A 21383-nucleotide genomic window follows, 5' to 3' on the forward strand; every position below is an offset into this window, starting at 1 on the left:
GGATGGAGCCGTCCGACGAAGGGGGTAGATGTGCGCCGCACCGCCGTGCTGGCCTCGGCCGCGATCACCGCTGCCCTGGTGACGGGCTGCGTCCGCCCCGTCGACGTCGAGCCGACCGGCACCACCAGCGCGAGCCCGGGGTCGACCTCCACCCCGGCCCCCACGACGAGCCAGACGTCCGCGCTCCACCAGACCGACGCGCCGAGCTCGCTGCGGGTGGCCATCACCTTCGACCAGCCGGGGGTCGGGCTGCGCGAGGGCGACACCTACAGCGGGCTCGACGTCGACGTGGCCCGCTACGTCGCGCGCTACATCGGCGTGACCCGGATCAGCTTCGTCGAGGCGGTCACCGAACAGCGCGAGACCCTGCTCGCGACCGGGCAGGCCGACCTCGTGCTCGCGGCCTACTCGATCACCCCGGACCGGTCCGACGACGTGACCTTTGCCGGGCCCTACCTGTCCACCGGTCAGGGGCTGCTCGTGCGCTCCCGCAGTCGGATCCGCACGCCCGAGCAGCTCCCCGGTTTCACCGTGTGCAGCGTGCAGGGCTCGACCTCGACCGAGGAGCTCGTCGACAACCACCCCGGCCTGCACCTGACGGTTCAGCCTCGTCTGTCGGACTGCGTGGACCTGCTCAAGGAGAGCAAGGTCAACGCCGTGACGGCGGACGCCGCCGTGCTCTCCGGCTACGCCCGGGAGTCGTCCGCGCCCGACGTGCTCCGCACGAGCAGCACGACCTTCACCACGGAGCGCTGGGGTGTGGCGATGCGCCGCGACGACACGGACCTGTGCGAGGACGTCAACGATGCGTTGGCCGACATGGTCGAGACCGGGGCGTGGAAGCGCGCGGTCCGCAGCAACCTCGGCACGAGCTCTACGCTCCCCCGCCGGACCCTCACCCCGCCGAAGCTGCAGGCCTGCCCGGAGCCTCGTCCGTCGACCACCTCGAGCGACGGGTCGACCCCGACGTCGAGCTGAGCCCGCCCCGGCACGCCGAAGGCCCGCGGTCCGATCGGACCGCGGGCCTTCGTCTGGGGCTCCCCCACTTGGACTCGAACCAAGAACCCTCCGATTAACAGTCGAATGCTCTGCCAATTGAGCTATAGGGGATCGCGCCGAAGCGCTGCGCCACCATAGCAAGAAGGTGGCGCGGATACGAAAACGAGGGGGTCGATCAGCCCTCGCCCGCCAGCAGGTCGGCGTGGTGCCGGGCCGCGACGTCGGGGTGGGCCCGCAGCCGCGCCTTGAGCAGGTTGTCCCCGTAGCGCGCGGAGATGACGTTGGAGGCGTCCTGGGTGACCCCGCGAGCGCGCTCCGCGTACTCGGGACGAAGGGGGACGACCGGCACCTCGGCCGCGAGACCGGGGTTGAAGAAGAAGGGGATCGACAGCCGCTCGGTCCCGAGCGCGGGCGCGGTGACCCGGTGGGAGGTCGCCTGCAGGTAGCCGTCGGTCACCGCCTCCATGAGCTCGCCGATGTTGACGACGAAGCAGTCGTCGGTGGGCGGCACGTCGATCCACCCGTCGTCGGTCTGCACCTGCAGGCCGCCCTGGCCGGGCTCGATGAGGAGCAGGGTGAGGAAGCCGGGGTCCTTGTGGTCGCCGACGCCCTGGGAGGTCTCGACGGTGCCGGGATAGCGCACGATCTTCAGCAGCGTCGACGCGTCGTCGAAGGTCGCGTCGAAGTGGTCGGCGGGCGCGCCGAGCGCAAGCGCCCACTGCGACATCAGCCGGCGGCCGATGATGCCGAGCCGCTCGGTCCACGCCTCGATGACGGTGCGCAGCTGCGGCAGCGCGGCGGGCCACTGGTTGGGCCCGTCGAGCCGCAGGTAGGGCGGGTCGACGACGGTCCGCTCGGGCATCTCGGGGCCGATGTCGATCTGCTCGCGGTAGTCGACCTGCCCCTGGGTGAGCTCGCCGCCCAGCCGCGTCCATCCACGGAAGTGGGGGCTGTGGGTCATCTCGATCGCCCGCTTGTCCTCCTCCGGGAGGGCGAAGAAGGCCCGACCGGTGTCGAAGAGCTCGTCGACGACCGCGCGGTCGATGCCGTGGCGCAGGTGGAAGAAGCCGACCTCGTGCGTCGCGACCCGCAGCTGCTCCCGGAATCGCTCCTGCGCCTCGGGACCTGCGTCGAGGTCGGCCAGGTCGAGGACGGGCAGGGCATCACGCGTCATGTCCCCACCATAGGAAGGGCACCCCCGGCGATCGAGACCCGGTCAGCCCTCGGACGGCCGGGCGCACCGGTCAGGCCTGCCGGCCCACCTGCTCCGCGAGCCGGTCGGCGACCGCCTCCGTCGCCGCGACGAGCTCCGGGTCGTCGGGGTCGCACCCGCGTCCGACGATCGTCTGGGCCAGCACCACGTCGGAGGCGAGGTCACGACGCAGCACGACCCGCGCGCGGCGGGTGCGGTCGAGAGCGACCTCCTCGACGAGGACGATGCTCGCCTGCACGCGCTCTCGGAAGAGGTCCGGCACTCCCCCGGGCCGGGTGAGCCGCCACCGCCCGGCAGGCGATCCGTCGACCCAGGTGACGGACAGGACGTCGGTGTCGGGGTCCCAGCGGCCGCGGTCGACGAGGTGCCAGGGACGCCCTTCGTCGAGGTCTCCGCCGGGGACGACCAACCGCTGGGTCGTGATGACCACGACCTCCTCGTCGGCAGTCGCGGCCGTCGCGAGGACCCTCTCCCCCGCGAGCGTCGTCAGCCCCTCGGGCACGGGCACGGCCCGGGCTCGCGGTAGGCGGCTCCACAGGGCCATCACTGGACTCCTTCGCGCAGGGCGGCCCGCTCGCGCTCGAGGGACTGCAGGCTCAGCGACAGCTCGCGCAGCAACGCCTGGTCGGCCGTCGGGTCGGCGGCCAGGCGGCGCATCTGCGCCATGCCGTCGGAGATGCGCCGGCCGACGGCGACCTCCCGCACGCGCACGAGGAGCGAGCGGGTGTAGTGCGGCGGCGGCATCCCTGTCGACGGGTCGTGGACCACCGGCAGCGGCGCGACCGACAGCTCGGCGACGAGCGAGGAGACGGCCAAGGGCGTCGCCTCGTCGATCCGCGCGTGCCACGCCGACAGGCTCTCGGACTCGCGCAGCGGCCCCACCTCGCGCACCGCGTCGAAGACCGCGCGGTGCGCCGGCGCGACGAAACCCTCGGGCTCGACGGCGTCGAGGTCCGCCGGGGTGAAGAGCGAGGGGTGCTGGAGCATCGACTGGAGCAGCTGGCGCTCGGCCAGGACGATCGGGTCGCGCAGGTCCGGGCTCGGTACCCCGGAGGCGGCCTCCCCGGCCGTCGGCTCGGGTGACTCGACCTCGCCGTGGCGGGCCTCCCCCTTCGCCTCCTCACGCGCCTGGATGCGACCGGCGCGGCTCACCGCGTCGCGCATCTGCTCGACCTCGACGCCGACCCAGCCGGCGACGGTCCGGACGTACTCCGGCCGCAGGGAGGAGTCACGGATGCTGTTGATGATCGGGGCGACGGCACCCATGCCCCGCACCCGCCCCTCGGCGGTGTCGAGGTCGAAGCGCGCCAAGGTCGTGCGGACCGCGAACTCGAACATCGGGACGGCGTCGGCGACCAGCTCACGCACCGCGAGGTCCCCCTCGCGCAGCCGCAGATCGCAGGGGTCCATGCCCTCCCGGGCCACGGCCACGAAGCTCTGGCTGGCCCACTTGTCGTCCTGGGCGTAGGCCTTCATCGCCGCCTTCTGCCCCGCGGCATCACCGTCGAAGGTGAAGACCACCTTGGCCGGGGCGAGGTCGGCCTCGTCACGGACGATCCGCCGGATGACCTTGATGTGGTCCTCGCCGAAGGCCGTGCCGCACGTCGCGACCGCCCCCTCGACCCCCGACAGGTGCGCCGCCATGACGTCGGTGTAGCCCTCGACGACGACGACCTGGCGCTCGTCACGGATCGCCTTTTTGGCCAGGTCGAGCCCGTAGAGGACGGTGGACTTCTTGTAGATCGGCGTCTCGGTCGTGTTGAGGTACTTCGCCGCGATGCGGTCGTTGTCCCACAGCCGGCGCGCGCCGAAGCCGATCGTGTCGCCGGTGATGTCGCGTATCGGCCAGATGAGCCGTCCGCGGAAGCGGTCGTAGAGCCCGCGCGAGCCACGACCGCACAGACCGCCGACGGTCAGCTCCTCGTCGGTGAACCCCTTGGCCCGCAGGTGCCGGGCGAGCTCCTCGCCACCGCGCGGTGCGTAGCCGATGCCGAAGAGCTTGGCCTCCGGCGAGGCGAAGCCCCGCTCGCGCAGGAAGTCGCGCCCGATGCGCGCCTCGGGCGTCTCGAGGAGACGGGAGTGGTAGTACTCCGCGGCCACGCGGTGGGCCTCGAGCAGCCGCGACCGCTTGCCGAGCCCGACGCCGTCACGGGGGCCGCCCCCTTCGTCGTAGCGCAGCTCCATGCCGAGCTTGCCGGCGAGCCGCTCGACGGCCTCGGCGAAGGTCAGGTGGTCGAGCTTTTGCACGAAGGAGATGACGTCGCCGCCCTCGCCACAGCCGAAGCAGTGGTAGGCACCGACGGTCTCGCGCACGGTGAAGCTCGGCGTCTTTTCGTCGTGGAAGGGGCACAGGCCCTTCATCGACCCGATGCCGGCGGGGCGCAGCGAGACGTGCTCACGGACGACATCGGTGATCGAGGAGCGCTCCTTGACCGCCTGCACGTCCTCCGCGCGGATCCGTCCCGCCACTGCTCACCTCACACGCTCGACCCGGGTGCCGTCGAGTCTAGGTGGCCCGTCCGACAGCAGCCGCCCCAGGCCGAGGGCGGCCGCTCGTCAGCAGTGGGCCGCGTGCAGGGCGAGCGCGCGCACGTCGGTCAGGCCGGCGACCTGGTCGACGACGACCCGCAGCCGAGCCGTGTCGTCCGCGGCGAGGGCCAGGTCCGCGCTGAGGTCGGCGTCGAGCCGGCCCTCGGGGTCGGCCGCGAACCACGAGACCAGGTCAGCGACGACGGCCCGCTGGTGGGCGTACTCGCCGTCGCGCTCGCCGGAGAACATGACGAAGTGGGCGGCCACCGCCTTGAGCACCGCCACCTCGGCCCGCGAGTCGTCCGGCACGACGAGTCGGGCGTCGTAGCGCCCGAGGTCCCCCGGGCCGTGGACGGCCCGCGTCGCCTGCTCGGCGGCGTGGACGAAACGACCGATGAGCCGCGAGGTCATGTCCTTGAGCGCTGCGAGGTCGACCCGCGACCCGTCGTGCCGCTCGGGGACCGCGCCGGTCGCGAGGATCCGCTCGAGACCCTCACCGACGGCGTCACGGCCGAGGTCGGCGGCGAAGTGCCGCACCGCGGTGTCGAGGACGTCGTCGGTGTCGGCCGCGTCGCGCAGCCGCCGCAGGTCGAGCCGCCTCGAGGCGACTGCGTCCTCCACGTCGTGCACCGAGTAGGCGACGTCGTCGGACCAGTCCATGACATCGGCCTCGAGGCAGCGCACGAAGCCGCCGGGGCTCCCAGCACGCATCCAGTCGAAGACCGGCAGATCGTCCTCGTACACCCCGAACTTGGGGGTGGGCACGGGGCCACGACCGCGGCGCCACGGGTACTTGGTCGCCGCGTCGAGGCTGGCACGGGTGAGGTTGAGCCCGGCCGGGCGGCCGTCTGGGTGGACCCGCTTGGGCTCGAGGCGGGTGAGGATGCGCAGGGTCTGCGCATTGCCCTCGAAGCCGCCGATGTCGGCCGCGACCTCGTCGAGGGCCGTCTCGCCGTTGTGGCCGAAGGGAGGATGCCCCAGGTCGTGCGCGAGGCAGGCCACCTCGACGACGTCGGCGCGGCACCCCAGTGCGCCACCGAACTCCCGGCCGATCTGGGCCACCTCGAGGCTGTGTGTGAGTCGGTTGCGCACGAAGTCGTCGCTGCCCGGCCCCAGGACCTGGGTCTTCGCCGACAGGCGCCGCAGCGCAGCAGAGTGGATGAGGCGGCCGCGGTCCCGGGCGAAGTCGTCCCGGTCGGCGCGCTTGTGCACCGGGTCCTCGGAGACCCAACGCTCGCGATCGCTGAGGTTGCTCACGACTGTGAGCCTATGCGCACCTGGGGCTCAGCCGCCGTCGGCGACCGACTGCTCGGCGGCAGCGACCTGGGCGCGCTGGGCCTCGTCGAGGTCCTGCGAGGCCAGCCAGTTCTCCGGGAGCGCGACGACCCGGGAGGACCCGGCGCGACCACGCTGACCCTCCGCGGCGTCACCGGGCCACGGGCTGGACGCGTCCATCGTCTCGATGAGCCGGTCGAGGGCGGCGAGCGAGTCGACGAGCGCAAGCTGGTTGCGCACGGTCGAGCCGGCCGGGAAGCCCTTGAGGTACCACGCGATGTGCTTGCGGATGTCGCGGCAGGCGCGCAGCTCGTCGCCCCCGTAGAAGTCGGTGAGCAGCTCCGCGTGGCGTCGCAGGGTGGCGGTCACCTCGCCCAGGGTCGGGCGCACCCGCACCTGCGCACCGGCGAAGGCCGCGGACAGGTCGGCGAAGAGCCAGGGACGGCCGAGGCAGCCGCGACCGACGACGACGCCGTCGCAGCCGGTCTCCTCGACCATGCGCAGGGCGTCCTCGGCCGACCAGATGTCGCCGTTGCCGAGGACGGGCACCGACGTGACCGTCTCCTTGAGCAGCTTGATCGCCGACCAGTCGGCCTGCCCGGAGTAGGCCTGCGAGGCGGTACGGCCGTGCAGCGCGACGGCGGCGACGCCCTCCTCCACGGCGGCCGTCGCGGCCTCGAGGTAGGTGAGGTGCTCGTCGTCGATGCCCTTGCGCATCTTGACGGTGACGGGGACCTCCCCCTTCGCCCCCTCGGTGACCGCGGCGGAGACGATGGCCCGGAAGAGGTCGCGCTTCCACGGCAGGGCGGCGCCGCCGCCCTTGCGGGTCACCTTGGGCACCGGGCAGCCGAAGTTGAGGTCGATGTGGTCCGCGCGGTCCTCGGTGACGAGCATCCGCACGGCGGCGGCGGTCGTCGCCGGGTCGACGCTGTAGAGCTGCACGCTCCGCGGGCGCTCGTCCCCGTCGTGCTCGATGAGACGCATCGACTCGGGGGTGCGCTCGACGAGCGCGCGCGAGGTGACCATCTCGTTGACGTAGAGGCTGCTCGCGCCGGTGAGGCCGCTCGCGGCGAGTCCCGCGTCACCGGCTTCGCGGCACAGCCGGCGGAAGGCGCGGTTGGTGATGCCGGCCATCGGCGCGAGGACGACCGGCGAGTCGATGACGTGCCGGCCGATGCGAAGGGGAGGCAGCACGCGCTCCCCCGGGGTCGCCGGGGTGGTCTGGGCAAGGGCGGAGGTCGTCATCGCACCTCCCAGTGTCGCACCGGCGGGGCCGGCAGGGACAATCGTGGTCATGGCTCCGATCACCCCCGGGTACCGCCCCGTCATCGGCTGGGCGCTGCTGTGCCTGGCCCTCGGAGTGGTCGCCGTCGTCGTCGCGGTTGCCCGGTTCGCGGACCTGCCGGACCCGTACCCGACCCACTTCGGGCTCGGTGGCCGGGCGGACCGGTTCTCCCCCAGGTCGCGGGGTGCGGTGCTCGGCCCCGTCGTCGTGGGGCAGCTGAGCGGACTGGTCGTCACCGCCATGACGCTCGCCCTCCCCGACCGGGCGGCCCGCCTGCGCACCCCGCTGGCCGCCCTCGGGTGCGCGATCGGTGGTGGCATCGCCCTGATGTCGATCCAGCAGTACCTCGCTGCCGATGGCACGCCCGCGGCGTGGGGCTTCTGGGCCTTCCTCGTCCTCGTCCTGGCCACCACGGTGTGGCTCGTCGTCGTCAGCCTGCGGGTCGCGCGCACGGAGCTCGCCGACTCCCCCGACCGGGACCACTGGCGACTCGGCGGTCTCGTGTACGTGAACGCCGAGGACCCCGACGTCTTCGTCAGCAAGGCCGTCGGCCTCGGCACGACGCTCAACCTCGGCCGACCGATGGGGTGGATCGTCCTGGCCCTGGTGCTCGCACCCGCAGTCCTCCTCGTCGTGCTCGTCGGGACCCTGACGTGAGCCCCACCCCGCGCACCCACCTGGAGAGGTACGCCTGGCTGTCGATCGCCGCTGCCCTCGCGACGATCACGATGAAGACCGGCGCCTGGTGGGTCACCGGCTCGGTCGGCCTGCTCGCCGACGCCGCCGAGTCGATCGTCAACCTCGTCGCGGCGGTCGCGGCGCTCGTCGCCCTGCGCGTCGCCGCCCGGGCGGCGGACGACAACCACCACTTCGGTCACAGCAAGGCGGAGTACTTCTCCGCGGCGATCGAGGGCGCGATGATCTTCGTCGCCGCCTCCTTCATCATCTGGCAGTCGATCGGGCGCCTGCTCGACCCGCAACCCGTGGAGCGGGCTGGCGTGGGTCTGGCGATCTCGGTCGTCGCCTCCGTCGTCAACGGCGCGGTGGCGTGGGTCCTGCTACGTGCCGGCCGCCGTCACCGCTCGATCACCCTGCGGGCCGACGGCCAGCACCTGCTCACCGACGTGTGGACCTCCGTGGGCGTCGTCGTCGGCGTGCTCCTCGTCGTGCTCACCGGCCTCGACTGGCTCGACCCCGTCGTCGCGCTGCTCGTCGGGGCCAACATCATCTGGACCGGGTGGAGGCTCGTCTCCGAGTCCGGCCGCGGCCTCATGGACGAGGCGCTCGACCCGCAGGTCAACGCCCGCATCGCCGATGCACTCGCCCGGCACCGCACCGACGAGGTCGACATCCACGGCCTGCGCACCCGGGGAGCCGGTCACCTCTCCTTCGCCGACATGCACGTCCTCGTCCCCGGCGCCTGGTCCGTGCGCCGCGCCCACGACACCGTCGAGGAGATCGAGCACGCACTCGCGGAGGAGTTCGACGACCTCACGGTGACGATCCACATCGAGCCGCGCGAGGACCCGCGCGCCTACGACGACTTCGGTGACTACGAGGTCCCGATCCAGACCCTGCCCCATGACCCCGAGGAGCCCGCATGACCGCCCTGATCAACGCCGCCGACCTGCTGCACGAGATCGACGACGAGGACCTCGTCGTCCTCGACGTCCAGTACACCCTGACCGGCGACGGTCCCCGTCTGTACACCGAGGGCCACCTGCCGGGCGCTCCCTTCGTCGACGTCGACACGGTCCTGGCCGGCCCCGCCGGCGAAGGGGGACGACACCCCCTGCCCGACGTGGCGACGCTGCAGGCCGGACTGCGCACGGCCGGCCTCGGCGACGACTCCCGCGTCGTCGTCTACGACCAAGGCACCTCCCTGGGCGCCGCTCGCGCCTGGTGGGTGCTGCGCTGGGCCGGCGTCGAGGACGTGCGCGTCCTCGACGGTGGTCTCGCGGCGTGGCGGGCAGCAGGTGGCCCGGTCGTCACCCAGCCGGCGGCTCCCGAGGAGGGCGAGATCCACCTCGAGGCCGACCACCTCGTCGAGCTCGACGCCGAGGACGCCGTCGCCACGGCCAAGCTCGGCGTGCTCGTCGACGCGCGCTCGCCGGAGCGGTACCGCGGCGAGGCCGAGCCGATCGACCCGGTCGCCGGCCACATCCCCGGCGCGGTCAACGTCCCGATGAGCGACCTCGTCCAGCCCGACGGGCGGCTGCGGCCGGCCCGCGAGCTGCGCGAGCGGTTTGCCCGCGAGGGCATCGACGAGGTGACCGTCGTCGGCACGTACTGCGGCTCCGGCATCACCGCCGCCCACACCGCCCTGGCCCTGCACGAGGCGGGCGTCGACGCCGACGTCTACGTCGGCAGCTGGAGCGAGTGGATCACCGACCCGAGCCGCCCGGTGGCGACGGGCGCCTGATCCCGCCCTCCGCATTTCCCTAGGGAAATGCGCAGTGGCGACCGAAAGGGCCGCATTTCCCTAGGGAAATGCGGTCCTTTGGGGTGGCGACTCAGGCCGGCAGGCCGGAGACGAACTCCGCGATCGCCCGGGCCACGGGCAGCGGGTGGGTCATCGGCGCGAAGTGGGTGGCGCCGGGCACGTGGACGATCTCGAGGTCCTGCCGGAGGCGACGGGCCCTCCCTTCGCCGACCCGGAACTGGTCGAACTCACCGTTGATCGCGAGGATCGGCACGTCGACGTGCGTCAGGGACCGCAGGTCGACGCCGTCGATGACCGCGTCCCAGGCATCGGGGATCGCCTTGAGCCCGGGGCCCCGATCGATCACGCCGGTCGCCGTGCGCGCGCCGATGATGCGGCGCAGGGAGGCGGCATCGGTCTCCCCCAGCCGGTCGGCACGACGCTCGTCCTCGAGCCCGGCGCGCAGCGCGCTGCCGAAGGCGCGGTAGATCCCGGCCAGGCGTGAGCTCGGCTGGGCCGTCGAGCCCATGAGCACGAGACCGGCGATGACCATGTGGTGCCGCGCGGCCCACTCCATCGCGACGTACCCGCCGAGGCTGTGGCCGGCGACGACGACACGGTGCTGCGACGGGTCGAGGTCGGCGACTCCGGCGCCGACGACCTCGAGTGCCGCCTCCATCGTGAAGGGGACGTCGCTGCGGGTGCCGTGACCGGGCAGGTCGACGTGGTCGCAGACGATCCGCCCGAGCAGGGCCTCCTCGAGCGGGAGCCAGGCCGCCGCGTTGAGGCGGCTGCCGTGGACGAGGAGCAGCCGGATCGGCCGGGCCGACCCGCTCACGGGATCAGGACCCGAGCAGCTTGGGCGCGAGCCAGGCCTCGACCTGGTCGATCGAGACCCGCTCCTGGGCCATCGAGTCCCGCTCGCGGATCGTCACCGCGTTGTCCTCGAGGGTGTCGAAGTCGACGGTGATGCAGTACGGGGTGCCGATCTCGTCCTGACGGCGGTAGCGCTTGCCGATCGCCTGCGCGTCGTCGAAGTCGACATTCCAGTTCTTGCGCAGCTGGGCGGCGAGGTCGCGGGCCTTGGGCGAGAGGTCGGCATTGCGCGACAGGGGCAGCACGGCCGCCTTGACCGGCGCCAGCCGGTGGTCGAGCCGCAGGACGGTGCGCTTGTCCACCCCACCCTTGGCGTTGGGGGCCTCGTCCTCGGCGTAGGCGTCGACGAGGAAGGTCATGATCGAGCGGGAGAGGCCGGCCGCCGGCTCGATGACGTAGGGGGTGTAGCGCTCGTTGTTGGCCTGGTCGTAGAAGACGAGGTCGGTGCCCGAGTGCTTGCTGTGGCTCGTCAGGTCGAAGTCGGTGCGGTTGGCGATGCCCTCGAGCTCACCCCACTCGCTGCCGGCGAAGTTGAAGCGGTACTCGATGTCGACGGTGCGCTTGGAGTAGTGGCTGAGCTTTTCTTGCGCGTGCTCGTAGTGGCGCAGGTTGTCGGGGTTGATGCCGAGGTCGGTGTACCAGCGGGTGCGCTCGTCGATCCAGTACTGGTGCCAGTCCTCGTCCTCGCCCGGCTTGACGAAGAACTCCATCTCCATCTGCTCGAACTCACGGGTGCGGAAGATGAAGTTGCCCGGCGTGATCTCGTTGCGGAAGGACTTGCCCGTCTGCGCGATGCCGAAGGGCGGCTTCTTGCGCGAGGTCTGCAGGACGTTGTTGAAGTTGATGAAGATGCCCTGCGCGGTCTCCGGGCGCAGGTAGTGCAGCCCGGACTCGTCCTCGATGACGCCGAGGTAGGTCTTGAGCATCATGTTGAACTCGCGGGCCTCGGTCCACTGACCGCGGGTGCCGCAGTCGGGGCAGACGATCTCGCTCATGGGGATGCTGTCGGGGTCGACCTCCTCCCCCTTCTTCGCCGCCTTGTCTGCCACGGCCTCCTGGAGGTGGTCCTGGCGGTGGCGCTTGTGGCAGTTGAGGCACTCGGTCAGCGGGTCGCTGAAGGTGCCGACGTGACCCGAGGCGACCCAGGTCTCACGCGGCAGGATGATCGAGGAGTCGAGACCGACGACGTCGTCGCGGCCGGTGACCATCGACTTCCACCACTGGCGCTTGATGTTTTCCTTCAGCTCGACGCCGAGGGGTCCGTAGTCCCACGCGGAGCGCGTCCCGCCGTAGATCTCGCCGCAGGGGAAGACGAAGCCCCTGCGCTTGCACAGGTTGACGACGGTGTCCACGGTGGAGGTCTGCTTGGCCATGTGGGAGAGGTTATCCGCCGCGGTGGCGTGGGGCCGCATCGGCCCGCTTACCCTGTGGGGGTGCCCAGCAGTCCCCAGCCCCGCCCCGAGCCCGTCGCGACCAACGCCGTCGAGCGGGCGAGCCTGCCCCTGACCCGTCTCATCGCGCGGCTGCCCCCGCTGGTCCCGATCGCCGTGGTCTTCCTCCTCGTGCTCGTCGGGTCCTTCCTCGGCCCCTGGGGCGCGATCCCGCTCGGCCTCGTCGTGCTCTTCCTCGTGTGGATGCTCGCGCTGAGCTGGCCCCGCCTCACCCGCAGCGAGGTGCTCATGCGGGTCGCCGTCATCGTGCTCGTCCTCGGCCTGACGGTCATCAAGATCTTCCCCCGCTGAGCGGGTTTGACAACGGTTCTCACCTTCACTGAGAATCGTTCTCATGAAGATGCGCCACCGCCTCCCGCTCCTCGTCTCCGCCGCGATCCTCGCCGTCACCGGCTGCGCTACCGGCGATGACGGGGGCAGCGGCAGTGACGGGCGCCTGTCCGTCGCGACGAGCTTCTACCCCCTCCAGCACGCGGCCGAGCAGGTCGGCGGCGAGCACGTCGAGGTCACCAACCTCACCAAGCCCGGCGCCGAGCCGCACGACCTCGAGCTGACCCCCAAGCAGGTCCTCGAGGCGACCAAGGCCGACGCCCTCGTCTACCTGGCGGACTTCCAGCCGTCGGTCGACGACGCCGCCGCCGAGGCCGGCGACAGCGCGATGGACGTCTCCCCCTTCGCCCGGCTCGACATCGAGAGCGACGAGCACGAGGGGCACGACCACGAGGAAGGCGAGGAGGGACACGCCGGACATGATCATGGCGGCACCGACCCGCACTTCTGGCTCGACCCGACGCGGTACGCCGACGTCGTCGACGCGATCGGCGAGCGCTTCGCCGAGGCCGACCCGGAGCACGCCGCGGACTACCGCGCCAACGCCGAGGCCTTCTCGAAGCAGCTGACGCAGCTCGACGAGGACCTGACCGAGGGCCTCCAGGACTGCACGAGCACCGACCTGGTGACGGGGCACTCGGCCTTCGCCTACTTCGCCGACCGCTACGGTTTCCACCAGGAGTCGGTGAGCGGGCTGACCCCCGGCGCCGAGCCCAGCCCGACCGCGCTCGCCGACCTCATCCAGCACATCAAGGACGAGAAGATCACCACTGTGTACGCCGAGACGCTCGTGCCCCAGGACACCGCGGACACCATCGCCCGCGACACCGACGCCGAGGTCGCCGTCCTCGACCCGCTCGAGGGGCTGACCGATGCCTCCGCCGGCGACGACTACCTGTCGGTCATGCGCAGCAACCTCGCGACCGTCCAGCAGGGCCAGGGGTGCTCGTGACCGACCCCGCACCCGTCATCGAGCTCGAGGGCGCCGCCTTCGGCTACGACGACCGCACCATCGTCAGCGGTCTCGACCTCACCGTCCGTCGCGGTGAGGTCGTCGCCGTGCTCGGCCCCAACGGCGCCGGCAAGTCGACGCTCGTCAAGGGGCTGCTCGGCCTCTCCGACCTCCACGGTGGCCGGGCCCGGGTGCTCGGGCACGACATCGGCACCCCGGGCGCCCGCGCCGGCATCGGCTACGTGCCGCAGCGGCACACCCTCGCCTCGGCGGTGCGGGCCACGGCCGCCGAGATCGTCACCATGGGCCGCACCGTGCGCACCCCGTGGTGGGCGCCGTGGCGCATCCGCGACGGGGCGAGCCGCGAGACGGTGCGCGGGGCCCTGTCCGTCGTCGGCCTCGCCGACCTCGCCGACCACGACGTCGCCACGCTCTCCGGTGGCCAGCAGCGCCGCGTGCTCATCGCCCGCGCCATCGCGAGCCAGCCCGACGTCTTCCTCATGGACGAGCCGACCGCCGGCGTCGACCGCGGCCACCAGGCCGTGCTCGTCGCCGTGATGCGCCGCCTCGTCGAGCGCGGCGCGACCCTCGTCATCGTCACCCACGAGCTCGACGCCCTCGCCGACATCGTCACCCGCACCGTCGTCGTGCGCGGCGGCGGCATCCAGCAGGACTGCGCGCCGGCGCAGCTCGCCGCCGGCGAGCAAGCGCACACGCACCACTCCGACGAGGGGGCGGCACCCCCTTCGACCGTGCCGACGACGATCATCACGACGAAGGGGGGACCCCGGTGACCGACCTGCTCGCCCTGGAGTTCATGCGCAACTCGCTCATCGCAGCCCTGCTCGTCGGGGCATCGGCACCGCTCGTCGGGGTCTTCCTCGTCCAGCGCGGCATGTCGCTCATCGGTGACGGCATGGGGCACGTCGCCCTCGCCGGCGTCGGCATCGGGGTGCTCACGAGTACCTCCCCCGTGCTCACCGCCCTCGTCGTGGTCGTCGTCGCCGCCGTCGCCATCGAGGTGCTGCGCCACGTCGGGCGCACCGGGGGCGACCTCGCGCTCGCGGTGATGTTCTACGGCGGCCTGGCTGCCGGCGTCGTCATCATCGCCAAGGCACCCGAAGGGTCGGCGTCCAACCTGCAGGGCTACCTCTTCGGCGCGCTGACGACCGTCTCGCCGAGCGACCTCGTCCAGTTCGCCGTGCTCGCCGCCGTCGTCGTCGTCACGGTGCTCGTGCTGCGCGAGCGGCTCTTCGCCGTCGCCCAGGACGACGAGTACGCCCGCGCCTCCGGGCTGCCCGTGCTCGCGACCAACATCCTGCTCGCCGTGCTCACCGGTGTCACCGTCGTCATCTCGATGCGGGTCATCGGCCTGCTGCTCATCAGCGCGCTGATGATCCTGCCCAATGCGACCGGCCAGCAGCTCGGCCGATCCTTCCGCGGCGGTCTGGTGTGGGCGGTGCTCGTCGGCATGCTCACGAGCGTCGGCGGCGTCGTCACGAGCTTCTACGCCGACACCCCCTCCGGCGCGACGATCGTGCTGCTCGCCATCGCCGTCTTCGTCACCTCGGCCGCCGCCGGCGGGACCGCTCGCGCGCTCGCCCGGCGCCGGCACCACACCGCCGAGGCGCACGAGCACGTGCACTGGGAGGAGTGCGGCCACGAGGTCGTCCTCCACGGAGACCACGTCGACTACCTGCACGACGGCCACCGGCACGCCCGCCACGGCGACCACTGGGACGAGCACGACCCCGACCACACCGACAGCGAGCTCGAAGGGAGCCACCGATGACCGACACCCGCACCCGCCGCCCCACCCGGCAGCGCACCGCGATCGAGGCCGACGTCGACCGGTCCGACGAGTTCCGCTCCGCCCAGGAGATCCATGCCAGCCTCGTCGCCGGCGGCGACAAGATCGGTCTGGCGACGGTCTACCGGACCCTCCAGGCCATGGTCGACGAGGAGGCGCTGGACTCCCTGCGCACCGACGACGGCGAGATCGTCTACCGCCGGTGCAGCACCGGGCACCACCACCACCTCGTCTGCCGCGACTGCGCCCGGACCGTCGAGGTCGAGGGTCCGGCCGTCGAGCGCTGGGCCGACAAGGTGAGCGCCGAGCACGGCTTCAGCGACGTGTCGCACACGCTCGAGCTCTTCGGCCGCTGCGGGGACTGCGGCTAGGGCGCCGGCGGCAGGCTCAGCTCGCGCACCGAGCGCGTGACGCGCCCCTCCTCCCTCGTGAGGAACATGATCGAGCCGTAGTCCAGCGGCAGCCAATCCTCGCCGTCCTCGGTGAGGGGCTCGGAGGCGAAGATCGCCGCGGTGGCGTCGTCCTGCGTGCACTCCTCGAAGCCGTACGATCCCTCGGCCTGCTCGAAGTTGCGGCCGAGCAGCACGTACATCGGCTCCAAGAGCATGCCGAGGTCGAAGTCGTCGGTGCCCGCAGGTGCCGTGCGCAGCTCGCGCCAGTCGCCCGCCGGGTCCACCTCGCCGTGGTGCCCGAGACCCCAGTTGATCCCGATGATGCGCCCCGGCGAGACCAGGGCCATCTTGAGCTTGGTCAGGCCCGGCAGCTGCAGCGTCGACATCGCGTCGGCGACGAGCCGGACCAGCTGCTCGACGGCCCGCTGGACGTGCTCGTCGCTCTCGCCCTCGAGCAGGGACAGCAGCAGCACGGCGAGGAACTCGGTGTCCGTCGTGCCGCGCATCTGCGTGAGGTACTCGTCGCGGCAGTGCTCCAGCAGCTCGCGCTGCAGCACCTGCCAGCCCGGCAGATAGCCGTTCTGCGCGACGAGCCAGGGCGCCCCCTCGAAGAAGAAAGGGTGGCAGTTTTCGTCAGCCAGCACGACCTGGGAGTCGTAGGCCGCGGCCCGCACGTGCGCGAGCATGGTGTTGGCCAGGAGGCTCGGGATCAGGCTCGCCGCGTTGTCATCGTAGAAGGCCGCCATCGGCCGGCGGTAGATGAGGGGCTCGTCCGGCTTGAGCAGGTGGTCTCCCCACGCTCCGAAGCCCCAGCCCGCGAGTTGGAGCTCGGGGTGACGCTCCGGGTCGAGCGCCTGGTTGACCAGGCTGTTGTCCGGCGTGAGCAGCAGGCTCTCGAGCGGGATCTCCGGCCCGACGTAGGCAAGGACTCGGCACATGTGCGACCTCTCGGTGGTGGATCACCGTGCAGCGGTGCACGGGTCTCGTCACCCTAGGCGACCCTCAGGTGCCGTCCGTCGGCGCGTCCACCGCGCCGCCGTACCGGCGTTCGCGCCGGGCATACGTCTCGATGGCCTCCCACAGGTGCCGCCGGTCGTAGTCGGGCCACAGGGTGTCCTGGAAGACCATCTCGGCGTAGGCCGACTGCCACAGCAGGAAGTTGCTCGTGCGCTGCTCCCCCGAGCTGCGCAGGAAGAGGTCGACGTCGGGCATGGTCGGCTCGGTGAGGTAGCGCGCGATGGTGCGCTCGTCGATGCCCGAGCCCTTGAGCCGGCCCGCCTTGACGTCCTCGGCGATCCGCCGCACGCCGTCGGCGATCTCGGCGCGACCGCCGTAGTTGACGCAGAAGTACAGCGTCATCGCGTCGTTGTCCCGGGTCATCTCCTGGGCGATCTCGAGCTCCTTGATGACCGAACTCCACAGCCGCGGGCGGCGGCCGACCCACCGCATGCGCACCCCCCAGGCGTGCAGCTGGTCGCGCCGGCGGCGGATGACGTCCCGGTTGAAGCCCATGAGGAAGCGCACTTCCTCGGGCGAGCGACGCCAGTTTTCCGTCGAGAAGGCGTAGGTCGAGAGGTGCTTGACCCCGATGTCGAGCGCGCCGGCGACGACGTCGAGCAGCGCCCCCTCACCGGCCTCGTGCCCCTTGGTCCGCGGCAGGCCGCGCTGGTTGGCCCACCGGCCGTTGCCGTCCATGACGATCGCGACGTGCCCGGGCACGAGATCGGCAGGCACGGGCGGGGGCGTCGCTCCGCTCGGGTGGGCGAAGGGGGTCTCGTAGCGGCTCATCCGGTCCTCTGCGCTGGGGTGGGGTGGGTGGGCGTGCGGTCGACGTGACGAAGGGAGAGCACCCCACGCTCGAGGTGCCACTGGAGGTAGGCGGCGGTCAGGCCAGCGCCCTCGCGGCGGTGCCGCTGCTCGGAGGCATCCGCGACGACCCAGTCGCCGACGAGCAGCGCGGCGAGGAGCTCGAGGGTCTCGGGGGCGGGCGCGGACGACCCGGGCACACGACAGCTGCGGCAGAGCACGCCGCCGTGCGCGACGTGGAAGGCGCGGTGCGGGCCCTCGTCGCCGCACTGGGCGCAGTCGTGGAAGCTCGGCGCCCAGCCCGCGATCGCGAGAGCGCGCAGCAGGTAGGCGTCGAGGACGAGCTCGGCCGCGTGGTCGCCCTGGGCGAGGGTCCGCAGCGCTCCCGCGAGCAGGCGGTACTGCTGCACGGACGGCTCGCGCTCCTCGGTGAGCCGGTCGGCGGTCTCGAGGATCGCGGTCGCTGCCGTCCACCGCGAGTAGTCCCGGGCCAAGGCATCGCCCCACGGGTCGAGCGACTCGGTCTGGGTCACGGTGTCGAGGTTGCGGCCCTCGTAGCACTGGAGGTCGACGTGCATGCCCGGCTCGAGGCGGGCGCCGAACTTCGACTTCGTCCGGCGCACCCCCTTGGCCACCGTGCGGATCTTGCCACGGCCCCGCGTGAGCACGGTGATGATCCGGTCGGCCTCACCCAGCTTGTGGGTGCGCAGCACGACTCCGGAGTCGCGGTAGAGGGGCATGGCTCCATTGTCTCCCTTCGCCCTGACAGCGCGCCGACCCCACGCCGCGCCCGCACAACAAGTCGAACATTTGTTCGACCCACTGCTATGGTCTGAACATGCAGGCGCTCCAGTCCTCGCTCTTCGACACAGCCGACTCCCCCACGCTCGGTGACCTCGCGCGGCGCCATCGGCGCTACCTCGACGGCACGGCGTGGGTCGACCTGCTGCCCGGGTGGGCGTGCGGCAGCGACGAGGTCCTCGACGCCCTGCTCCACGACGTCCCGTGGCGGGCCGAGCGCCGTCGGATGTACGACTCGGTCGTCGACGTCCCTCGTCTGACCTGCTTCTACGCCGCAGGCGAGAGCCTCCCCCACCCACTGCTCACCGAGATGCGTGAGCAGCTCTCGGCGCACTACGCGACCGAGCTGGGTGAGCCCTTCGTCACAGCGGGGCTGTGCCTCTACCGCGACGGGCAGGACTCCGTCGCCTGGCACGGGGATCGCATCGGCCGCAGCCGCGAGCAGGACACGATGATCGCCATCGTCTCCCTCGGCTCCGCGCGGCACCTCTGCCTGCGCCCACGCGAGGGCGGGCCCTCGCAGCGGGTCGCGCTCGGCCACGGCGACCTCGTCGTCATGGGCGGCGCCTGCCAGCGCACCTGGGAGCACGCGGTACCCAAGACGAGCGCTCGGGTCGGGCCGAGGGTGTCGATCCAGTTCCGCGTCGCCGGGGTGCGCTGAGCCGGACCCAGTCGACGAGTCCGCGCAGGTCCGCGACGAGGTCGTCGGGCTGCTCGAGCGCCGCGACGTGGCCCCCGTGGTCGAGGTCGGTCCAGCGCACGATCGCGTTGCTCTGCTCGGCGCAGCGCCGGATCGAGATGTCCTCGGCCGCCACGAGCACCCCGGTCGGCACGCCCGAGGGGGCGAAGGCTGTGGGGTCGGCGAAGAGGCTCCCGTACTGCGCGTAGACGACGTCCGCCGCCGACGCCGCCGTGCGGGTGAGCCAGAAGAGCAGCACGCCGGCCAGGTGCCGGGCGCGGAGGTGCGGCTCCTCGAGCGGGGCCTCGTCGTGGGTCCACTCGACGACCTTGTCGACGATCCAGGCCAGTTGCCCGGCCGGCGAGTCCTCGAGCACGTCGCTCGGAGCGCACGTGGACGAAGTGGATGCGGGCGCCGTCGATGCGGATCGTCAACTGCGGCAGGCGGTTGAGGTCCGCAGCGACCCGGTGCGGGTCGAGTGCCGCCAGGTCGTCGCCCACCGCCTCTCCTCGGCGACGGGCACTCCCTTCGCCCGGCCGTGGTCGCCGGGCAGCTGCTGCGGCCAGCCGCTCACGCAGGTCGCGCACGGCGTCGTCGTCGATCTCGAGGGTGAAGCGGTCCATCGGTGGGTCCGCCCGTGGGGTGCTGGTGCGCACGACGCCAGGCAGGCATGCGGACACGATCTGTCACCGTCGCCGGGCCCTCAGGAGTCACTCTCGACAAGAGAAACCCCAGCTTCGCAAGGGTTCGGGACCCTTGCGAAGCCGGGGTTCCTCGGGTGACCCGGAAACCGTGGGGCGGGTGGGCGTCAGACCTTCGCCGCGTCCCGCTCGGCGCGGTTGACCGCCGACAGGATCGCGCGGAGCGAGGCCTTGACGATCGAGTCGTGCAGGCCGACGCCCCACAGGACCCGTTCGCCGACGGCGCACTCCACGTAGGCGGCGGCGCGGGCGTCGCCACCGGCGGAGAGGGCATGCTCGGCGTAGTCGAGGACCCGCACGTCCACACCGAGGGGAGAAAGGGCGTCGAGGAAGGCGGCGATCGGGCCGTTGCCGCTGCCGGAGATCTCGACCTCCTGGCCGGCGTCGAGGATGTGCCCTTCGATGCGGTCCAGACCGGAGTCCTCACCGGTGAGCGTGGAGCGCACGGGCTGGAAGCGTCCCCAGCCGTCCTTGTCCTCGCTGTGCAGGTACTCGTCGTTGAAGACCTCCCACAGCGCGAGACCGCTCATCTCGCCGCCGTCGCTGTCGGTCTTGCGCTGGACGACGGCCGAGAACTCCATCTGCAGGCGACGCGGCAGGTCGAGGCCGTGCTCGGACTTCAGCAGGTAGGCGACGCCACCCTTGCCCGACTGGGAGTTGACGCGGACGACCGCCTCATAGGACCTGCCGATGTCGTGCGGGTCGATGGGCAGGTAGGGCACGCCCCAGTCGATGCCGTTGACGTCGGTGCCGGCCTCCTTGGCCCGCACCTCCATGTCCTCGAAGCCCTTCTTGATCGCGTCCTGGTGCGAGCCGGAGAAGGCGGTGTAGACGAGGTCGCCACCCCACGGGTGCCGCGGGTGCACCGGGAGCTGGGTGCAGTGCTCGACGGTGCGCCGGATCTCGTCCATCTGCGAGAAGTCGACCTGCGGGTCGATGCCCTGGCTGAAGAGGTTCATGCCCAGCGTCACCAGGTCGACGTTGCCGGTGCGCTCGCCGTTGCCGAAGAGGCAGCCCTCGATGCGGTCGGCGCCGGCGAGATAGCCGAGCTCGGCGGCCGCCACCCCTTCGCCGCGATCGTTGTGCGGGTGGAGCGACAGCACGACCGACTCGCGACGCTCGAGGTGACGGCTCATCCACTCGATGGAGTCGGCGTAGACGTTGGGCGTGGCCATCTCGACCGTCGCCGGCAGGTTGATGATCATCTTGTGGTCCGGCGTCGGGTCGATGATGTCGATGACCTCGTTGCAGATCCGCGCGGCGAAGTCGAGCTCGGTGCCCGTGTAGGACTCCGGCGAGTACTGGTAGTAGACGTCGGTGTCGGGGATGGTCTCCTCGAGCTTCTTGCACAGCCGCGCACCCTGCAGGGCGATGTCGACGATGCCGTCCTGGTCGGAGTTGAAGACCACGCGCCGCTGCAGGACGGACGTCGAGTTGTAGAAGTGGACGATCGCGGTCTTGCTGCCGGCGATGGCGTCGAAGGTCTTTTCGATGAGGTGGTCGCGGCACTGCGTGAGCACCTGGATCGTCACGTCATCGGGGATGTGCCCGCCGTCGATGAGCTGACGACAGAAGTTGTAGTCGGTCTCGCTCGCGCTCGGGAAGCCGACCTCGATCTCCTTGTAGCCCATCTTGACGAGCAGCTGGAACATCTGCAGCTTGCGGTCGGCGTCCATCGGGTCGATGAGAGCCTGGTTGCCGTCGCGCAGATCGACCGCGCACCAGCGCGGGGCCTGCGTCATGACCCGGTCGGGCCAGGTGCGGTCGGGAAGCTCGACGGAGATCTGGTCCTGAAAGGGGACGTACTTGCGCACCGGCATCGAGGTGGGCTGCTGGGGGTGGATCATGCTCTGTCCTTCGTC

At 71.6% G+C, this 21383-nt stretch carries 22 protein-coding genes, 1 tRNA gene and 1 pseudogene; 10 read left to right on the plus strand and 14 right to left on the minus strand.

The features are described 5' to 3' along the window. Positions 1-30 precede the first annotated feature (30 nt). The gene (locus CWN80_RS00465; RefSeq protein ID WP_007926341.1) at positions 31-978 is read left to right on the plus strand and encodes a transporter substrate-binding domain-containing protein; all 948 of its coding nucleotides are present in this window, start codon (positions 31-33) and stop codon (positions 976-978) included. A gap of 59 nt (positions 979-1037) precedes the next feature. On the opposite strand, the gene CWN80_RS00470 is transcribed toward CWN80_RS00465, so the two are convergent. The 6 genes from CWN80_RS00470 to dusB all read right to left on the minus strand — a co-directional run bounded on the left by CWN80_RS00470 (position 1038) and on the right by dusB (position 7261). Then, positions 1038-1110, minus strand: a tRNA-Asn gene (locus CWN80_RS00470). Between the two features lie 64 nt (positions 1111-1174). Further along, entirely contained in the window at positions 1175-2173 is a 999-nt protein-coding gene (locus CWN80_RS00475) for an isopenicillin N synthase family dioxygenase (protein WP_007926340.1), read from the minus strand. 70 nt (positions 2174-2243) lie between these two features. Further along, positions 2244-2756 (minus strand): hypothetical protein, encoded by a 513-nt coding sequence (locus tag CWN80_RS00480; RefSeq protein WP_040880920.1) that lies wholly within the window; start codon positions 2754-2756, stop codon positions 2244-2246. Next, positions 2756-4681, minus strand: coding sequence for a DNA primase (gene dnaG / locus CWN80_RS00485; protein WP_128276718.1), 1926 nt, complete (start codon positions 4679-4681; stop codon positions 2756-2758). The genes CWN80_RS00480 and dnaG overlap by 1 nt, the downstream gene beginning before the upstream one ends. Positions 4682-4768: 87 nt before the next feature. Beyond that, complete coding sequence (locus CWN80_RS00490) at positions 4769-5998, minus strand: deoxyguanosinetriphosphate triphosphohydrolase (RefSeq protein ID WP_007926339.1); 1230 nt, start codon at positions 5996-5998, stop codon at positions 4769-4771. A gap of 27 nt (positions 5999-6025) precedes the next feature. Beyond that, the gene (gene dusB / locus CWN80_RS00495) at positions 6026-7261 is read right to left on the minus strand and encodes a tRNA dihydrouridine synthase DusB (RefSeq protein WP_007926338.1); all 1236 of its coding nucleotides are present in this window, start codon (positions 7259-7261) and stop codon (positions 6026-6028) included. Between the two features lie 49 nt (positions 7262-7310). On the opposite strand from dusB, the gene CWN80_RS00500 reads away from it, so the two are divergent. The 3 genes from CWN80_RS00500 to CWN80_RS00510 are packed head-to-tail and all read left to right on the plus strand — an operon-like array spanning position 7311 to position 9723. Next, positions 7311-7958 carry a DUF1648 domain-containing protein gene (locus tag CWN80_RS00500; RefSeq protein WP_040880919.1) on the plus strand — a complete coding sequence of 216 codons (648 nt, stop codon included), beginning with the start codon at positions 7311-7313 and terminating at the stop codon, positions 7956-7958. Continuing rightward, positions 7955-8905: a cation diffusion facilitator family transporter gene (locus tag CWN80_RS00505; protein ID WP_007926335.1), complete on the plus strand. Its 951-nt coding sequence runs from the start codon at positions 7955-7957 to the stop codon at positions 8903-8905. The genes CWN80_RS00500 and CWN80_RS00505 overlap by 4 nt, the downstream gene beginning before the upstream one ends. After that, complete coding sequence (locus CWN80_RS00510) at positions 8902-9723, plus strand: sulfurtransferase (protein ID WP_007926333.1); 822 nt, start codon at positions 8902-8904, stop codon at positions 9721-9723. The genes CWN80_RS00505 and CWN80_RS00510 overlap by 4 nt, the downstream gene beginning before the upstream one ends. A gap of 91 nt (positions 9724-9814) precedes the next feature. Here CWN80_RS00510 and CWN80_RS00515 read toward each other — a convergent pair whose 3' ends face one another. Both CWN80_RS00515 and CWN80_RS00520 read right to left on the minus strand, forming a co-directional pair. Beyond that, positions 9815-10561 (minus strand): alpha/beta fold hydrolase, encoded by a 747-nt coding sequence (locus CWN80_RS00515; RefSeq protein ID WP_007926332.1) that lies wholly within the window; start codon positions 10559-10561, stop codon positions 9815-9817. Between the two features lie 4 nt (positions 10562-10565). Then, the gene (locus CWN80_RS00520) at positions 10566-11972 is read right to left on the minus strand and encodes a glycine--tRNA ligase (RefSeq protein ID WP_007926329.1); all 1407 of its coding nucleotides are present in this window, start codon (positions 11970-11972) and stop codon (positions 10566-10568) included. Between the two features lie 60 nt (positions 11973-12032). Between CWN80_RS00520 and CWN80_RS00525 the strand changes: the two genes are divergently transcribed. Genes CWN80_RS00525 through CWN80_RS00545 form a run of 5 tightly spaced genes read left to right on the plus strand, consistent with a single transcriptional unit; the run spans position 12033 to position 15513 of the window. Next, positions 12033-12341: a DUF6703 family protein gene (locus CWN80_RS00525; protein ID WP_040880987.1), complete on the plus strand. Its 309-nt coding sequence runs from the start codon at positions 12033-12035 to the stop codon at positions 12339-12341. Between the two features lie 43 nt (positions 12342-12384). Next, on the plus strand, positions 12385-13332 hold the full coding sequence (locus tag CWN80_RS00530) for a metal ABC transporter substrate-binding protein (protein WP_007926327.1): 948 nt from the start codon (positions 12385-12387) through the stop codon (positions 13330-13332). Continuing rightward, positions 13329-14126 (plus strand): metal ABC transporter ATP-binding protein, encoded by a 798-nt coding sequence (locus tag CWN80_RS00535; RefSeq protein WP_238148003.1) that lies wholly within the window; start codon positions 13329-13331, stop codon positions 14124-14126. The genes CWN80_RS00530 and CWN80_RS00535 overlap by 4 nt, the downstream gene beginning before the upstream one ends. Next, positions 14123-15124, plus strand: a complete 1002-nt coding sequence (locus tag CWN80_RS00540) for a metal ABC transporter permease (RefSeq protein WP_007926325.1) — start codon at positions 14123-14125, stop codon at positions 15122-15124. Before CWN80_RS00535 ends, CWN80_RS00540 begins: the two co-directional genes overlap by 4 nt. Continuing rightward, entirely contained in the window at positions 15121-15513 is a 393-nt protein-coding gene (locus CWN80_RS00545; RefSeq protein ID WP_007926324.1) for a Fur family transcriptional regulator, read from the plus strand. The genes CWN80_RS00540 and CWN80_RS00545 overlap by 4 nt, the downstream gene beginning before the upstream one ends. Here CWN80_RS00545 and CWN80_RS00550 read toward each other — a convergent pair. The 3 genes from CWN80_RS00550 to recO all read right to left on the minus strand — a co-directional run bounded on the left by CWN80_RS00550 (position 15510) and on the right by recO (position 18080). Beyond that, complete coding sequence (locus CWN80_RS00550; protein WP_007926322.1) at positions 15510-16472, minus strand: class II glutamine amidotransferase; 963 nt, start codon at positions 16470-16472, stop codon at positions 15510-15512. The two genes, CWN80_RS00545 and CWN80_RS00550, sit on opposite strands and share 4 nt — an antisense overlap. 64 nt (positions 16473-16536) lie before the next feature. Then, the gene (locus tag CWN80_RS00555) at positions 16537-17322 is read right to left on the minus strand and encodes an isoprenyl transferase (RefSeq protein WP_007926320.1); all 786 of its coding nucleotides are present in this window, start codon (positions 17320-17322) and stop codon (positions 16537-16539) included. Further along, entirely contained in the window at positions 17319-18080 is a 762-nt protein-coding gene (gene recO, locus CWN80_RS00560) for a DNA repair protein RecO (RefSeq protein ID WP_007926318.1), read from the minus strand. Before recO ends, CWN80_RS00555 begins: the two co-directional genes overlap by 4 nt. A gap of 98 nt (positions 18081-18178) precedes the next feature. Here recO and CWN80_RS00565 point away from each other — a divergent pair, with 98 nt between their 5' ends. Continuing rightward, on the plus strand, positions 18179-18802 hold the full coding sequence (locus CWN80_RS00565) for an alpha-ketoglutarate-dependent dioxygenase AlkB (RefSeq protein ID WP_007926316.1): 624 nt from the start codon (positions 18179-18181) through the stop codon (positions 18800-18802). Here the strand turns inward: CWN80_RS00565 and CWN80_RS00570 are convergent. From CWN80_RS00570 to leuA, 3 genes and pseudogenes are all read right to left on the minus strand, one after another. Next, on the minus strand, positions 18696-19196 hold the full coding sequence (locus CWN80_RS00570) for a hypothetical protein (protein ID WP_040880918.1): 501 nt from the start codon (positions 19194-19196) through the stop codon (positions 18696-18698). The two genes, CWN80_RS00565 and CWN80_RS00570, sit on opposite strands and share 107 nt — an antisense overlap. 58 nt (positions 19197-19254) lie before the next feature. Further along, positions 19255-19443, minus strand: a pseudogene (locus CWN80_RS15680) (hypothetical protein); the annotation flags it as partial. A gap of 185 nt (positions 19444-19628) precedes the next feature. Next, a complete protein-coding gene (leuA, locus tag CWN80_RS00580) occupies positions 19629-21368 on the minus strand; it encodes a 2-isopropylmalate synthase (RefSeq protein WP_007926314.1) in 1740 nt (579 codons plus the stop codon). Positions 21369-21383: the final 15 nt, after the last annotated feature.

The sequence above is a fragment of the Janibacter hoylei PVAS-1 genome (assembly GCF_004025845.1).
Classification (GTDB): Bacteria; Actinomycetota; Actinomycetes; order Actinomycetales; family Dermatophilaceae; genus Janibacter; species Janibacter hoylei.